This window comes from Bacillus sp. FSL K6-1218 (genome assembly GCF_038006445.1).
GTDB lineage: Bacteria > Bacillota > Bacilli > Bacillales > Bacillaceae_G > Bacillus_A > Bacillus_A thuringiensis_S.
In genome coordinates this window covers 1,332,478-1,348,055 of record NZ_JBBOVE010000001.1, presented here as the reverse complement: position 1 = coordinate 1,348,055, position 15,578 = coordinate 1,332,478, and the positions used below count along the sequence as shown (strand labels likewise).

The following is a 15,578-nucleotide window of genomic DNA, read 5'->3' as shown; positions in this document are numbered from 1 at the left end:
CTGATTCCTCCTTTAGACTTCTAGTTTTTTATCGATAATATAAGCAATTACATATATTATTAGAGCACTAACCATTACCATGAAACTTATATTAAAAATATTAAATCCATTTTCTTGAAACATATTAATAAACAGACTCTTGCTTTCACTATGATATTCTACTCTTCGCAATACTTGGAAAGCTGGAGCTAATTTTCCTAGCAAAGTTGTCGCTAAAGTAATTGCGATATTTATTACTAGAAAAATAATAACGATTAGTATATTTTGCGCTTTTTTCTTTTTAACAAGTAACTTAACTAAAGTAATCACTAATATAATTTGTAACACACTAAACAAAAATTCAAATAAATCGCTTATTGTATATATTAAATTGTTCATTATGCCCATTTGCATAATCTCTTTTGCCTCTATATATACAGAAGTCGTAGGAAAAGCTAATACATAACTTACGTAGAAAAGAATTCCACATATCCCATACCATATAGCCATTGCGATAAATGAGAAAATAAGCATAGAAATTACATATTGTTTCCCAGATATTGCTGTAAGTCGTAACATTGGATTAGTTAGTAAGCGTGAATATGATTTCATTGTTTGTATAAACATATAAACAACATAAAAGAAAAATATAATCATAATGATTCCAAATATGCCCTCTTGTCTACTGATAGCCGCATCACTTTTTCTTACAATCATTTGTGAAAATAACACAGCTTCAATTAGCACAAAGAGTAAAAAAGTAACAATATATCTTTTCTTATTTACATTCCATAAATAGGAAAGTACTGACTTCACTTACTAAACACCTCCTTAAACAATTCATGAACCGCTTTTCCTCTCTGAAAACGAATTTCTTCTACATTTTCATATAGAACCATTTCTCCATCTTTTAAAAAGATCACTTCATCAAAAATATTTTCAATTTCATTTATTAAGTGAGTGGAAATTAATATCGTACAATCTTCTCTATAGAACTGTAGAATTAGATTCAATACATGTTCTCTAGAAAGAGGATCTATCCCGCCCAATGGCTCATCCAGTACGTATAGTTTCGCTTTTCGAGAAAACGTTAAAATAATCTGCAGCTTCTCAACCATACCTTTTGACAATGCTGTAATTTTTTCTTCTAACGGTATTTTAAATTCTGCAATCGTATCTACCGCTTTTTGAATATCGAAGTCTTTATAAAAATCTCGGTAGAAAAATAAAGCGTCTTTTATAGTCATCCAATCATCAAAGACTGGCTTATCGGACATAAATGAAACGATTTCTTTCGTCTGTAATCCTACCTTTTTACCGTCTATTGTAATACTACCTTCAGAAGGGTGTTGCAAACCTGCAATTATTTTCAATAACGTCGTTTTCCCGCTCCCGTTATCTCCAACAAGCCCAACGATTTTCCCTTCCGTAATCTCTATGTTTAATTCACGGATCACTGCTTTTAATCCGTATCTCTTCCATAAGTTTTCTATTTTTAATAGCTCTGTCATTGGCTCTCCTCCCTCTTATCATGTAATGAAGAACGAAGAATTGTAAGAATTTCTTCTTCTGAAAAACCTAAATTGTCCATTCCATCTATAAAAGAATGAAGTAATTCTTTCGCCATCTCTTTTCGCAGCTCCATAATTTTCTCCCCTTCATTCGTTACATACCGGCCCATTCCTCTACGTGTTACAACAACTCCATCCCGTTCTAGCTCTTGAAATGTACGCTGAATCGTATTTGGATTCACTTGTAATTCACTGGCTAATTCACGGACAGAGGGAATTTTATCGCCAGGCAATAAATGTCCTGTTACGATCTCTTTTTTTATGTATTCCATTACCTGAATGTAAATTGGTGTATTTGGAGAAAACTCTATTTTCATTTCTTCCCTCCTTTTGTATCGGTGTACTAGTTAAATAATACACCGATACAAAAAGTTTGTAAATACCCATTTAATTACAAAAAAGTTCTATCCGTTAACTGAATAGAACTTCCAAAATATTAATCACTATACAAAAATAATAGTGTTATGTAAACAAAATTATAAAGAAAAGCTGTCTTATCAATCAATAAGACAGCTTTTCTTTATAATCCTATATTAAAAGTTAAACACGAAGTCATCGTCAGCTAACTTTTCAACGTTCGTTGCTTTTACGTAACCATTTCCTTTTACAGAGAAGAAATCATGGTTTTTCGTATCTGTACGTAAACCATTTAAAACGATTGGGTTAATTTCTTCTTCTTCAAACTTCGGCTCAAGTCCTAAGTTCATAAGCCCTTTATTCGCATTGTAACGAACGAAACGATTTACATCTTCTACAAGACCGATAGAAGTGTAAATTTCTTCTGTATAGGCCATTTCAATTTCATATAGTTCCATTAATAACTCTTGTGTTTCCTTCTGCACTTCTTGTTGCTCTTCTGCAGAAAGTTCTGCGAAGATTTGTTGTGCTAAAATACCGACGAATACGCCGTGAATTGACTCATCACGAATTATCAAGTTGATAATCTCACCACTTGCTGTTAGTTTTCCTTGACCAGCTAAGTAAAGCGGATAGAAGAATCCACTATAGAATAAGTAACTTTCTAAGAACACACTTGCTACCATTGCCATATATAGCTCTTTTTTCGTCACTTCAGGCTTTAACAAACGACGATAATAACCAGTAATAATACCGGCCTTTTTCTCAAGTAATGGATGATTGTCTACCCAGTCAAAAATATCATCAATTTCTTCTTCTGTAGCTAATGTTGTGAAAATGTGACTATAACTTTTCGCATGTACTTCTTCCATAGCTCCCATGAAAGCTAATACACTTTTCGCTTGTAAATTTTCAAGATGAACAAGTACAAGAGGCATACCTTCGCCGCCTTGTTTCGTATCTAAAAGTGTTAAACCACCTAATACACGCTTATAAGCAATCTGCTCTTCTTTTGATAATTGTGCCCAAGTATTTTTGTCAGAAGATACCGCGATTTCTTCTTCTGTCCAAAACTGAGCGATATTTTGCTTCCAAAACATTAAACTAAAATCATCTTCTTTTTTGTTCCAGTTTACCGCACGCATTAAATCGCCCCTTCTCTAAATATGATAACTAAGCATGAGCAGGGTTCAGAAAACCCTGCTCATCATGTCTCACTTTTTATATTAAACGGTACAAGCCACACACTCTTCCACACTTAATTTACGTGTTCTCGTATAATACAGACTCTTTAAGCCTTTTTTATGTGCATAGATGTAGTAACGTGCTAATTCACGTGTTGAAATATCACTATTAACGTAAAGAATTGTACTAATTCCTTGGTCAATATGTTCTTGAATTTCTGCGATTAAATCAATTAATTTAAACTGATTCATATCGTAAGAAGATTTATAGTACCAGAACGTATCTTTTGATAAATACGGCATTGGATAATATGTTGTCGCATTCGCATATGTTCTTGATTCGATTTGACTTACGATCGGCATTACGCTTGAAGTTGCATTTTGAACGTAACTGATTGATTGTGTTGGAGCAATGGCAAGACGATATGAGTTATATAAACCATTCTTCTGCACTTGCTCTTTTAAACTTGTCCAATCTTCTTTTGTTGGAATATGAATTCCTTCAAATAGTTGCTGAACTTTTTCAGTTACTGGGCTGTAATCTGTCGTTTCATACTTTTCAAAGTATGTGCCATTCGCATAATCAGATTTATCGAAGTCTTTAAATGTCTCGCCTTTTTCTGTAGCGATTTCCATACTTTTCTCAATAGAGTAGTAATTTAACATCATAAAGAATGTACGAGCAAACTCTTTCGCTTCTGCACTTTCATAAGCGATTTTATTTTTTGCTAAATATCCGTGTAAGTTCATTGCTCCAAGTCCAACTGAATGAAGCTCATCATTTGCTTTTTTCACAGTTGGTGCATTCGGAATGATCGTCATATCAGAAACAGCTGTTAAAGCTTCCATTCCTGCATGAACCGCTTCACGAATTTCTTTATTTTCCATTACGTTTACAATATTTAACGATCCTAAGTTACAGTTAATATCACGACGGATAATGTCATCTGTACCGTAATCATTTATTTCTGAAGTTTCTTGAAGCTGGAAGATTTCTGTACATAAGTTCGACATCTTCACAGTTCCAATATCCTTCAATGGATGTTGATTATTTGCATTTGATTTAAACATTAAGTATGGGTAACCAGACTCAAGCTGAATCATAGCGATTTTAATAAGCATATCACGTGCACTAATATCTAGTGGCTTCTTCTTCACTTTCGGATTGCTCATTAATTCATCGTACATTTCATCAATGTCAATATCATCTAAATGCTTGCCATATTCTTTATAAACCGTATAAGGCGCGAAAACATGGAAAGGTTCGTTTTTCTCAGCAAGCTCAAAGAACTTACTTGGAACGATAATTCCGATTGATAGAGACTGAATACGGCTCTTCTCATCGGCATTTATTTTTTTTGTATCAAGGAATTCAATAATATCCCAATGGAAAATGTTTAAATATACTGCGCCGGCACCTTTTCGTTGGCCAAGCTGATTCGCATATGAAAACGAATCTTCAAGCAATTTCATAACAGGCACTACACCACTTGCAGCGTTATCAATACCTTTAATTTGCTCACCACGTGCGCGTAGTTTAGATAAGTTTAAAGCTACTCCCCCGCCGATTTTCGATAATTGCATCGCAGTATTAATGTTAAAGCCGATTGAATTTAAGCTATCGTCCATCTCTAACAAGAAACAAGACACCATTTCTCCTCTTCTGCTTCTTCCCGCATTTAAAAAGGTTGGTGTCGCTGGTTGGTAGTTTTGTTTTACAATCATGCTTGCGAATTGTCTTGCCTTCGAAACATCACCGCGTCCTAAGTATAATGAAACAATTGCTACACGATCTTCATAGCTTTCTAAGTATTGTTTTTGATCATTCGTTTTTAACGCATAATCTTTGTAGAACTTAGATGCTGCCATATAAGATTGGAACTCGAAGTTTTCACCATAAGCGATGTTATATACTTCCTCTACTTCCTCCAAGCTATACTCGTCCAGAACGTTGTAATAGTAATCATGTTCTTTCATATACTCCATTCGCTCTGCCACGCTATTAAAAGGAACGGTATTCTCTCTAGCTTCTTCCATAAAGACTTCTAATGCCTCTTTATCTTTATGAAGCTGATAAAAACCGTCCTGCATTTGCGTGATTTCATTATTCAGTTCAATGTGTCGCAATCTCCCGCACCCTTTCCTTAAAATATTCTACATCGTTATTTGTTCCAGATAACTCAAATTTTGATACAATAGGCACTTCATATTTAGTAGAAATCTTGTCAGCACTTGCACCGAACATGTCTCCCCAGTTACGATTTCCGCTTGCAGATACGCCTTTTAATTTTTCATTATTGCGCTCTAAAAAGTCTAAAACACGTTCTGGTACATTGCCAAAACCTGTTGTATACGTAATAAGAATAAAGTCTTCATCTATTACTAGATCTTCATCAATTTGAACGGCCGGCATATTTAATTTGTGAATGAAACGCTTCACGTTTCCTGTCATAGAATCATATGCAACTAACATTTCCGACCCTCCCTCTCAAATCTATATTCTCTATATGTTGTTCTTGATTTCTCTATATATTGTATTACGTTTCAAAATAAGACACAAGATATATGTATAAATTCTTTCTTTTTTTAACTTTTACTTTTCGACATGATAGCCGTTTTTTTTCAATACAATGACTATGAAACAACATTCTAAAACTCATGTCAATAAAGTGCTTTTCAAAAAAGTTGTCAACGAATTTAACCTTATTTTTTAAAAAGTTAACAATATATTTTGTCATAAAACGTTAGATACTGAAGAAATATATTTCTCCAGCATCACGCAAAAAAGAACAGATATGAAACTATAATCTGCTCTAAAAAACGATTACATTTATCAAATTTACCTTATTAAATATATTATACATATACTTTCGTTTTTCGTTACATACTAAAAGATAACTATTATAGAAAAAGATTATTATTATGGAACTTCAATTTATTTATGAAAAGTTTATTCAGAGTGCTCAATACGCAAAATATCTTTTACAAATATGTGATGTGGATTTTCATCTTTATCAAGCATTGTACATACAGGAGCCTCTTCATCAAAGTATACAATCATTCCTTCTACGTACTGATATGTATGTTGAACTTGTACAGTTACTTTAATTTCTATCGCTTCTTCATATGCTCTTTTTATTTTCTGAAGCATTTTTGCTGAACATTTTCGTTTCTCTGGATACATAACCATTCCCATAAATCTATTGCCGGCTCTATCTTTCCACATATAATCCCAATGTGGTAAAATGCCTTGTTTAAAATCGCCCATAATTCCCCTCTCCTTTATCTTTTATTTATCCCGCATTAAACGTTCGATTGGTGTTGGCTACTAATCAGTGAGGGATGCCCTGCTGATCAAAATTCCCCTTTATGAACGTGGCGTTTCTGAATATGTATAAATCACTTGCCCGCCTCGCTGTGCGTTACCAATGAAATGCTTAAAGTCTTCTCTATTTACAACAACTTCTCTGAACGTATAAAATACATCTTTCGTAACAACATACTCCGTTATTTCACCATTTTTCAGCTGATCTAAAATTGTATTTGCTAATTCTTTATCCATGTATTTCACCTCTCTGCAATATTTTATTTTATCGTATATTCTATAGGTCAACAACTGTAAAATTATCCCGCTATTTGCAGGCGGTCCGATTGGTGTTGGCTACTAATCAGTCGTGGAATGAACAAAAAGTCTTACTGATTAACGTTTCATTTTATCTCGTTGTTATGCCATGATTTTATTTTCGTTATTTCGCAAACAATATCGTTTTACTATATGTCCACTAAATATCATATACTAACATAGCTACTTCTCTATATCAAACATTTCGGCATTCAATTATGCAAAGTTCAATACCACTATGCTACAATATACAAATAGAACTAGGAGGGATACTATGATTCGGAAAGCAAAAAAGACAGATGCAATGGCAATAGCTCCTTTATTGTATAATGCTCTGCATGAAATTGCTGAAAAAATCACAGGTAGCACAGTTAAAGCAGAAGTATTACTAGGACTTGAGACATGGTTCTCAAAAGAAAATAACCGTCTGAGCTACGAAAACTGTTTTGTCTATGAACAAGACGAGAGTGCAGTTGGAATTATTGTCGCTTATCACGGTAGTGAAGCAACACAGCTTGACGCACCAATCGTACATCACTTAAGAGAATTACATAAAGATGAATCAATTACGTTAGAAAAAGAAGCTGAGCTTGATGAGTATTACATTGATACATTATCAGTTTCAAGTGCACACGGCGGAAAAGGTATCGGTTCTAAATTAATTGAAGCTGCCGAAATCTATGCAACTGAAAAAGGGTATGAAAAAATCGCTTTACTTGTTAATTTAGAAAACACACGCGCCTATTCACTATACGAAAAGTTAGGTTATAAAAAAGATGAAATTGTTATGCTAGTAGGCGAACCTTATGCTCATCTCGTAAAAACATTAAACGTCAAAATTTCTATATCTTAAAAAGAAAGCACACGATTTATATAAATCGTGTGCTTTTATGTTAAATTCGTATTTAATATATTTCCATCCATCGCCTCGTGAAACGTATATGTTGTACATCCCCATGGCTTTCTATGCAAAACAGGAGAACCAGACCATCCCATTGCCCTCAGCTCCGTTCCAATCATCGAATTAAAATACTTATGACCTACAAGAGCAATACTTCCATGTACGAGAGCATAACGATGTAACAGGTAAGCCGCTTGCCTTGCCCTCTCTCTTATTTCCTTATAAGACTCAACATCTTTATGGTAGCCAAGTATCCATAATGTTCGTCCAATGAACATCCATACCTTAATTGTGCATTTCAACCACTTCGGAGCAAAAAAGCATGAAGGAACTTCAGCTTCTCTAAAAAGAGAATTTTGCATAAAAGATAAAGAATCCGTCAATTCAGCTGCTGATTGTACAGCACGCCTTTGATCACTTGTTAAGACAAATTTCGCTGCTTCAATTGCCTCTATTGTTTCTATCGGCATTTTAGCTTTTTGTATCATTGACTCGGAATCATACTGTTTCATCCATTCGTGAAATGAATTAATTGTCATCGGTTCTCTTATACGACCTAAACAACCATGACGAATAAAAGAAATCTTCATTCTTTTCACTCTCCATTCATCACTTACGAACTCTATTATGCACTAGTTCTAAATATCATACCACGCAAGAAAAGAAAGTTATATACCTTTACATCTCCCCACCACTATCATGTGTTATCGAAGCATGGATACCATCCATCCCATCAAAATATGTACTCGTATCATATTGACGAATCTTTTTTAAATGCATATAAGAAAATAAAAATAAAATTAAAGCTATAACACTCCCCACAAATTCAAACATCATTTTACCGCCTCTAATTTCTCCCACTTCAGCAGGTTATTCTACTTTTTCATTATACCTCGATATAAAGATTCCCGCATTTTTGCTATTTTTTTCAAATAACATGGATTTTCTACATATTTTCTTACAAAAAGTGAATATTTTTCGAATTTTTACTTTGGAAACATTTACAAAGTAGGAAATATGGTTCAAAATAGGAGGAAATAAAAAAACCCAAATTTATTCTTTTTTTGGGAAAACTGTAACAAGGAGAGTTGCTTATGCAGATCGCAGAAACTGGAGATATCATCGAATTTAAAGGTGGAATGCAAGGCCGTGTTCAAAAAGTAAATCAAAACTCTGTTATTGTTGATATAACAATTATGAAGAATTTTAGAGAACTAGATATGGAACCTCTTACAGTTGTAAGTCATAAAAACTATACTGTCATTAATCAAAATGCATAATATAATAAAAAGAAAGGGCCTGTATAGTATACAGGCCCTTTCTTTTTATTAACGATTATCAATTGTTTCCGGATATAGATCGTGGTTCATCATGCGGTAGTCAGCCATTTGTTCATACTTCGTCCCCGGGCGACCGTAGTTGCAGTATGGATCAATTGAAATGCCACCACGTGGTGTAAATTTCCCCCATACCTCAATGTAACGTGGATCCATTAATTTAATTAAATCGTTCATAATAACGTTCATGCAATCTTCGTGGAAATCACCATGATTGCGGAAACTAAATAAATACAACTTTAAAGATTTACTCTCTACCATTTTTTGCTCTGGAATATAGCTAATATAAATTGTTGCAAAATCTGGTTGTCCTGTTTTCGGACATAAACTTGTAAATTCAGGACAATTGAATTTTACAAAATAATCACGGTTTGGATGATTATTATCAAATACCTCTAATATTTCTGGGCTATATTCAAATAAATATTTTGTATTTTGATTTCCTAGTAATGTTACATCTTTTAAATCTTCATCTAATCTTCCTGTCATTTTAAACATCCCTTCTCGTTATACGCCGCGTTTATTTCCCCATACTAACGCATGAAGCTGGGGCAATACTTTTGCATCATTCATCTCTTTACAATTTACAGCTTTATCAATCAGCCACTCATACTTATCTAATAATTTTTTAATAAGCATCGCATCATCCACTGTTTTTGTATCATCGTTTCCTACTTGTAAGAAAAATGGTACATCTGGATAACGTTCGTGCATCTTAACTGCATATTCAAAATCATGATCATCGAATACTACTACTTTTAAACTAATATCTTTTCCTGCTAGTTTCTGAATAATAGCATCTAACTTCTGAAAATCTGTTTTCATCGTCGAACTTGGTGGTTTTGGAGAAATTGTTACTTCATCAATTTGAAGTAACCAATTTTGCCATTTACTCCCTTGTGTTTCAATTGCCGTCCGCATTCCATTTTCTTTTAATATAGAAAGAAGAAACTCAATATTTTTCAGCAATGCCGGATTTCCGCCTGAAATCGTAACATGAGAAAAATTTTCTCCTCCAATTGTAACAAGCTCATCCCAAATATCTTCTGCTGTCATCTGTCTAATTTGATTTTTAGCTGATCCATCCCATGTAAAAGCAGAATCACACCAAGCGCAGCTATAATCACAACCAGCCGTACGGATAAACATTGTCTTTTGCCCTACAACCATTCCTTCACCTTGAATAGTCGGACCAAATATTTCTAAGACAGGGATTTTACTCATCGAGCATCCACTCCCGTCTTACTTCCGCATAACTAGTCGGCGTCTCAAATAGACGAACAAATTCTACGCGAGCTCCTTTATATTCGTTCACTCGATTCTCTTTAGTTAGTGCCTCTGCCATCTTTTCATAAATCCAAACGACCATATTTTCAGCAGTCGTATTCATTGCAGGTAACGTTTCGTTTAAATAACGATGATCTAAATAAATTTCGATTTCATTCTTCCAAATCTCTTTTATATCACCAAAGTCAATTGCAAGTCCTATTTCATTTACATATCCACTAATTCCAAATACAACTTTATATGTGTGACCATGTAAGTTTTTACATTTCCCTTCATAACAGTGTAAATGGTGTGCTGCATCAAATGTAAATTCCTTGCTGACCATTACTCTTTTATTATGGTATTTGAGCTGTTTACGCTGAATATCCTTGTCCATTTTTTGCAAATTTTCTACGATGCGAAATCCAAAGAAATTATCCATTAGTTGTTCGCTCCTTCGCGTTCTTGTAGGTACGTATCTAATCCTGCTTTACGAAGTTGGCACGCTGGACATTCACCGCAACCATCACCAATGATTCCGTTATAACATGTTAATGTTTTTTCTCGAACAAACTCAAATGCTCCAAGTTCATCTGATAATTTCCATGTTTCAGCTTTATCAATCCACATAAGTGGCGTGTGAATGACAAACGGGTAATCCATGGATAAATTTAAAGTAACGTTTAACGATTTCACAAACACGTCACGGCAATCTGGATAACCACTGAAATCAGTTTCACATACACCCGTTACAATATGACGTGCTCCAACTTGTTTTGCTAATACAGCAGCAAATGATAAGAAGAGTAAATTTCGTCCATCTACAAATGTCGATGGCAATTCACCTTCTTCATGTGTAATCTCCATATCCGTTCTCGTTAACGCATTTGGAGCAAGTTGATTTAATAGACTCATATCTAGTACCGTATGCTTTATTCCTAGCTCTTTTGCAATTTTCGCTGCACAATCAATTTCTAGCTTATGACGTTGATTGTAATTAAACGTTACAGCTTCTACCTCTGCAAACTGCTCTATTGCCCAAAATAAACATGTTGTACTATCTTGTCCTCCACTAAAAACAACAACTGCTTTTTCTTTTTTCATTTCACTCATTCTCCTTCTCTACTATAAATAAGAAGAAAGAACGTTCTTGAACTGTCACAATAAAAAAACAAAACAATACCTAAGGATATTGTTGTTTCCATAGTTTTTTATAGAGGGAGTTCGCGAACCTCTCCCGCGCGGTGCACGGAATTTCTTCTTTCATTGACACAGCTTATTGTAACATATTGTATACTAGCGTAAAAATTTCTGATTTTTCCGCTATTTATTATTTCATTTCTTTCATTTTATAGTATGATTAATTTAATATAAGAAGAGAGGAGGCATCCCACTGAAATCCTTTATTATTTATCTCTTTTTAAATATATTATTCATCCTTATTACAATGCTCGTATATCATTTATTTTGGAATCAAAAAGGGAAACGCTCTCCTAAATTAAATTCAGCTATATTTATTGTATTGTGTTGCCTCGCTACCGTACTCTGTATTACATTTGCAGCAAAAACAAATAATGGTTTTCAATTTGATATGCGCCATATTGTATTAATTGTCGGTACATTAACGGGAGGGCCTATTGCTGGTGGTTCTATCTTAGTTGTATTAAACATATATCGCTTATTATTAGGTGGGGTAGGTGTTTTGCCATCTCTTATCGGTTCTGTTCTTCTATTTATTGTTCTACTATTAACATATAAATTTTTCAATCGAACTTCTAATCGTATAAAAATAACACTTGCTATTATCTACAGTCTCACATACGGATTTAGTTGGATACCTTTCTTCCTTTCAAAGGTTACAAATAAGACTGATTATATACCGCATATTATTGTATATGAGTTATGTTCAATGCTTGGTACGATCCTAATTTTATATTTACTACACATATTACAAACTCAAGTTCGTCTCCAAAACGAACTTATAAATGCTGAAAAGTTTCATTTAATTGGTGAAATGGCAGCGTCTATCTCTCATGAAATTCGCAATCCATTAACTTCAACGAAAGGGTTTTTACAACTGTTACAATCAGATACATGCACTGCGCAGGAACGAAAATTATATATCGACATTGCCATTAACGGCATCGAACAAGCAAATCATGTTCTTACAGATTATTTAACTTTTGCCAAACCAAGCATTGAAAAAGAACAAACATTACAGTTAGAAGAAGAATTACTACATGCATTGTCGTTAATTACACCGCTTGCTAATTTAACAAATGTACGTACTCATTATATAAAGCAAAGCACTTCTTTTTTTATCGCTGGAGAAAAACAAAAACTAAATCAATGTTTATTAAATATTTTAAAAAATTGCATTGAGGCTATGCCAAAAGGCGGTGATCTTTATTTCACATTAGTTCCTGATCATAAGCATATTCAGTTATATATAAAAGATACAGGAATCGGTATGGAGTCAGAACAAGTAAAACGGCTTGGTTCGCCTTTCTATTCAACGAAAGAAAAAGGCACTGGACTTGGAATGATGGTCGTATTCAGTGTTGTTCAAGCTATGAACGGAAAAATTGATATTATAAGTGAAAAAGGAATCGGTACAACCTTTTTATTAACTTTTCCACTCATACAAAAAACGTGATGAAATAATCATCACGTTTTTTCTATTCCTTCAACTAATTCAGCAAAAGCTTTCACTTTTCCGTGCGGTTGTTGATTTTCTTTACGCGCTTTCCAGGCGCGCTCCTCTTCTCGCTTCTTCTTAGACATATTTTTTCAACTCCTTCTTTTCTTTCTCCATGTAGTATTCCAAAATAAGAAAGAAAACTATGCACATATCAAAAAAGAAGTGGTTTCCCACTTCTTCCACTTTAGCGTTGCAAAATTGCATGTTTCGCCTCTTTTAACTGCGTAAGATGTCTTTGTTCATGCAAATCAAGAAATTGAACCCATTGATACAAATTCAGATCATTAAAAACAGGATGCTTTAATCCATTTTCAAATAGATCTTTTTCATCTATAACACTATGAAGCGCGTGTAATAGTTCTTGTCGTGAATGTTCTAGTAATTGAATTCCTTGCTGTTTTTTCATTAAAGTTTCTGTTGGTTGCATTTGCTGAGGAGCTTCTCGTTTATGTGTGCGATCAAGCGTAAGTTGGAGGTCTTTAAATGGAGTCATGTTTCTTTCGTTTTTTTGTAAAGCATATACAAGGGCAGACGTGACAGATTGTTCAACTAAATGCAAGTGGTGTAAAATTTGAGTAATACTCCATTTATCACGGCGTGGCTTTACATTCACTTCTGTATCATTTAACATTTCAATTTCTGATAATAGCGTGCTTCGGGTAGACTGTAATGAGTTTACTAAACTTTCTAAACTCACATCCATATTAGATTGAAGCATACTTGTTCCCCCCTTTTGTTGGTGAAAAGAGGTGCTCCTTATTAGAAACACCCTTCAGTATTCTGAATTTTCTTTTATTATCTCATCATTTCCCCATTATGTCGATGTTAAACATGTGAAAAAAAGCGCATGTTTTTTACAATTTTGTGTCGTCAATCGCATGTAACCATGCTTCAATTTCTGTAATAACACTTTTCACACAGCCTTCAACAAATGGTGATGTTAAATTTGCAACTTCTACTAATTCTAAGAACGATTTACTTCCACCTTGTTGGCACAGATTCACATAATCTTCCCATGCCTCTTGTCTATTATCTCTTGCACGTTTCCAAAATTGTAGCGCACAAATTTGAGCAAGCGTGTAATCAATATAATAGAAAGGTGAGCTATAAATATGCCCTTGACGTTGCCAAAAACCACCGCGCTCTAAATAATCATTATCCTCATAATCACGATGCGGTAAGTATTTCTTCTCTATGTTACGCCATGCTGTCTTACGCTCTTCAGGTGATGCTTCTGGATTTTCATATACATAATGTTGATATTCATCAACTGATACGCCATAAGGTAAAAACAGAAGTGCTGAACTTAAGTGAGAGAAGTAATATTTATCTGCATCTTCTTCAAAGAATAGCTTCATCCATGGCCATGTAAAAAATTCCATACTCATAGAGTGGATTTCACACGCTTCATATGTTGGCCAATTATATTCTGGAATTTCAAATTTACGACTTTCATATACTTGGAAAGCATGACCTGCTTCATGTGTTAATACATCAATGTCACCAGATGTTCCATTGAAGTTTGAGAAAATAAATGGCGCTTTATAATTCTCAATATATGTACAATATCCGCCACCAGCTTTTCCTTTTTTCGCAACTAAATCTAATAAATCATTATCTAGCATGAAATTGAAAAATTCATCTGTTTCAGCCGATAACTCTTTATACATCGTCTTTCCATGATCAACAATCCAATCCGCATCTCCTTTTGGAGTTGGGTTCCCTGTAGCAAACTCAAAGTTTTCGTCGTAATAAGCTAACTTCTCTACACCGATACGTGCTTGTTGTCGCTTTCTTAATTCCGTTGTAACGGGAACGATATAATCCAGCACTTGCTGACGGTAATTAGCCACCATCTCCGCATTATAATCTGTACGGTACATTCTTGCATATCCAAGTTCAACAAAGTTTTTGAAACCTAAAGATTTTGCGATTTTCGTTCTCACTTTAACAAGTTCATCATAAATACGATCTAGTTCTTCCTCATTTCCAGCTAAAAATCCGTAGTATGCTTCACTTGCTGCTTTACGTTCGCTTCTTTCTTTTCCTTGCATAAACGGAATCAGTTGCGATAACGTTCTTTCTTCTCCAGCAAAGTCAATTTTTGCCGATGCTAATAACTGTGTATATTGCGACGATAATTTATTTTCTAATTGTAAATCTTTCACGACTTCATCTGAATATGTTTTTAAATCACATTCTGCTAGAGCAAATAATTGTTTTCCATAATACGCCTCTAATTCTTCACGAAATGGAGAATTAATGAGTGCCTTATAATATTTTGTACCATATCCTTGTACAACTGGAGAGAATTCATCAAAGAAATCCTGCTCCTCCTTATAAAAAGTATCCGTCGTATCAACAGAATGGCGAATGTAACAAAGGTTTCCCATTGTACCAAAATCGTTGCGAATTTCATTAATTGAATTAATGACTTGTTTTTGTTCTTCTACAGTTTTTGCTTTATCAAACTTCTCTAAAGCAACAGTAAATTTCTCTTTTAACTCTTCAATATTTGGGCGTTTATATTCATAGTCTTTAAATGACATGAACGAGCCTCCTCTCCATTACATACCTTTACTATAATTCAATACGTATTCCCGAATTCCCTCTTAATTTTCAACAAAATTCGGCAGTTACTACCCTGAGTTCATTGCAAA

At 34.1% G+C, this 15,578-nt stretch carries 20 protein-coding genes and 1 riboswitch; of the genes, 3 read left to right on the top strand and 17 right to left on the bottom strand.

What is annotated here, in order from left to right; all coding sequences use genetic code 11:
* Positions 1–12: 12 nt before the first annotated feature.
* From MHI26_RS07030 to MHI26_RS06995, 8 genes are all read right to left on the bottom strand, one after another.
* Positions 13–795: a hypothetical protein gene (locus MHI26_RS07030; RefSeq protein ID WP_061668003.1), complete on the bottom strand. Its 783-nt coding sequence runs from the start codon at positions 793–795 to the stop codon at positions 13–15.
* Positions 792–1,490, bottom strand: a complete 699-nt coding sequence (locus MHI26_RS07025; protein ID WP_061668004.1) for an ABC transporter ATP-binding protein — start codon at positions 1,488–1,490, stop codon at positions 792–794. Before MHI26_RS07025 ends, MHI26_RS07030 begins: the two co-directional genes overlap by 4 nt.
* Entirely contained in the window at positions 1,487–1,867 is a 381-nt protein-coding gene (locus tag MHI26_RS07020; RefSeq protein WP_000687512.1) for a GntR family transcriptional regulator, read from the bottom strand. Before MHI26_RS07020 ends, MHI26_RS07025 begins: the two co-directional genes overlap by 4 nt.
* Before the next feature lie 216 nt (positions 1,868–2,083).
* Positions 2,084–3,052 carry a class 1b ribonucleoside-diphosphate reductase subunit beta gene (gene nrdF / locus MHI26_RS07015; RefSeq protein WP_001203008.1) on the bottom strand — a complete coding sequence of 323 codons (969 nt, stop codon included), beginning with the start codon at positions 3,050–3,052 and terminating at the stop codon, positions 2,084–2,086.
* 81 nt (positions 3,053–3,133) lie between these two features.
* Complete coding sequence (gene nrdE, locus MHI26_RS07010; protein WP_001215839.1) at positions 3,134–5,218, bottom strand: class 1b ribonucleoside-diphosphate reductase subunit alpha; 2,085 nt, start codon at positions 5,216–5,218, stop codon at positions 3,134–3,136.
* Positions 5,205–5,564 (bottom strand): class Ib ribonucleoside-diphosphate reductase assembly flavoprotein NrdI, encoded by a 360-nt coding sequence (gene nrdI, locus MHI26_RS07005; protein WP_000959447.1) that lies wholly within the window; start codon positions 5,562–5,564, stop codon positions 5,205–5,207. Before nrdI ends, nrdE begins: the two co-directional genes overlap by 14 nt.
* A 477-nt stretch (positions 5,565–6,041) precedes the next feature.
* A complete protein-coding gene (locus MHI26_RS07000; protein WP_000502199.1) occupies positions 6,042–6,359 on the bottom strand; it encodes a hypothetical protein in 318 nt (105 codons plus the stop codon).
* Positions 6,360–6,458: 99 nt separating this feature from the next.
* Entirely contained in the window at positions 6,459–6,653 is a 195-nt protein-coding gene (locus tag MHI26_RS06995; RefSeq protein WP_000356686.1) for a hypothetical protein, read from the bottom strand.
* Positions 6,654–6,987: 334 nt separating this feature from the next.
* Between MHI26_RS06995 and MHI26_RS06990 the strand changes: the two genes are divergently transcribed.
* Positions 6,988–7,566 carry a GNAT family N-acetyltransferase gene (locus MHI26_RS06990; protein WP_000619551.1) on the top strand — a complete coding sequence of 193 codons (579 nt, stop codon included), beginning with the start codon at positions 6,988–6,990 and terminating at the stop codon, positions 7,564–7,566.
* 35 nt (positions 7,567–7,601) lie between these two features.
* On the opposite strand, the gene MHI26_RS06985 is transcribed toward MHI26_RS06990, so the two are convergent.
* Entirely contained in the window at positions 7,602–8,204 is a 603-nt protein-coding gene (locus MHI26_RS06985) for a hypothetical protein (RefSeq protein WP_000703090.1), read from the bottom strand.
* Between the two features lie 88 nt (positions 8,205–8,292).
* Positions 8,293–8,475 carry a hypothetical protein gene (locus tag MHI26_RS06980; RefSeq protein WP_002004691.1) on the bottom strand — a complete coding sequence of 61 codons (183 nt, stop codon included), beginning with the start codon at positions 8,473–8,475 and terminating at the stop codon, positions 8,293–8,295.
* A gap of 233 nt (positions 8,476–8,708) precedes the next feature.
* Between MHI26_RS06980 and MHI26_RS06975 the strand changes: the two genes are divergently transcribed.
* A complete protein-coding gene (locus tag MHI26_RS06975; RefSeq protein ID WP_001165082.1) occupies positions 8,709–8,894 on the top strand; it encodes a YkvS family protein in 186 nt (61 codons plus the stop codon).
* 48 nt (positions 8,895–8,942) lie between these two features.
* Here MHI26_RS06975 and queF read toward each other — a convergent pair whose 3' ends face one another.
* Genes queF through queC form a run of 4 tightly spaced genes read right to left on the bottom strand, consistent with a single transcriptional unit; the run spans position 8,943 to position 11,321 of the window.
* On the bottom strand, positions 8,943–9,440 hold the full coding sequence (queF, locus tag MHI26_RS06970) for a preQ(1) synthase (RefSeq protein WP_001986050.1): 498 nt from the start codon (positions 9,438–9,440) through the stop codon (positions 8,943–8,945).
* Between the two features lie 18 nt (positions 9,441–9,458).
* Positions 9,459–10,175, bottom strand: a complete 717-nt coding sequence (gene queE, locus MHI26_RS06965; RefSeq protein ID WP_000036304.1) for a 7-carboxy-7-deazaguanine synthase QueE — start codon at positions 10,173–10,175, stop codon at positions 9,459–9,461.
* Positions 10,168–10,659 (bottom strand): 6-carboxytetrahydropterin synthase QueD, encoded by a 492-nt coding sequence (gene queD, locus MHI26_RS06960; protein WP_000368414.1) that lies wholly within the window; start codon positions 10,657–10,659, stop codon positions 10,168–10,170. Before queD ends, queE begins: the two co-directional genes overlap by 8 nt.
* On the bottom strand, positions 10,659–11,321 hold the full coding sequence (gene queC / locus MHI26_RS06955; protein ID WP_000711598.1) for a 7-cyano-7-deazaguanine synthase QueC: 663 nt from the start codon (positions 11,319–11,321) through the stop codon (positions 10,659–10,661). The genes queD and queC overlap by 1 nt, the downstream gene beginning before the upstream one ends.
* Positions 11,322–11,414: 93 nt before the next feature.
* Positions 11,415–11,458, bottom strand: a riboswitch (PreQ1 riboswitch).
* 206 nt (positions 11,459–11,664) lie between these two features.
* On the opposite strand from queC, the gene kinB reads away from it, so the two are divergent.
* Positions 11,665–12,873: a sporulation sensor histidine kinase KinB gene (kinB, locus tag MHI26_RS06950; RefSeq protein WP_061668005.1), complete on the top strand. Its 1,209-nt coding sequence runs from the start codon at positions 11,665–11,667 to the stop codon at positions 12,871–12,873.
* A gap of 11 nt (positions 12,874–12,884) precedes the next feature.
* On the opposite strand, the gene MHI26_RS06945 is transcribed toward kinB, so the two are convergent.
* The 3 genes from MHI26_RS06945 to MHI26_RS06935 form a co-directional block, all read right to left on the bottom strand.
* Positions 12,885–13,001, bottom strand: coding sequence for a DUF6254 family protein (locus MHI26_RS06945; protein ID WP_086406004.1), 117 nt, complete (start codon positions 12,999–13,001; stop codon positions 12,885–12,887).
* A gap of 101 nt (positions 13,002–13,102) precedes the next feature.
* Positions 13,103–13,636 carry a DinB family protein gene (locus MHI26_RS06940; protein WP_000941975.1) on the bottom strand — a complete coding sequence of 178 codons (534 nt, stop codon included), beginning with the start codon at positions 13,634–13,636 and terminating at the stop codon, positions 13,103–13,105.
* A 136-nt stretch (positions 13,637–13,772) separates the two neighbouring features.
* Entirely contained in the window at positions 13,773–15,467 is a 1,695-nt protein-coding gene (locus MHI26_RS06935; RefSeq protein ID WP_000008566.1) for a M3 family oligoendopeptidase, read from the bottom strand.
* Positions 15,468–15,578 lie beyond the last annotated feature (111 nt).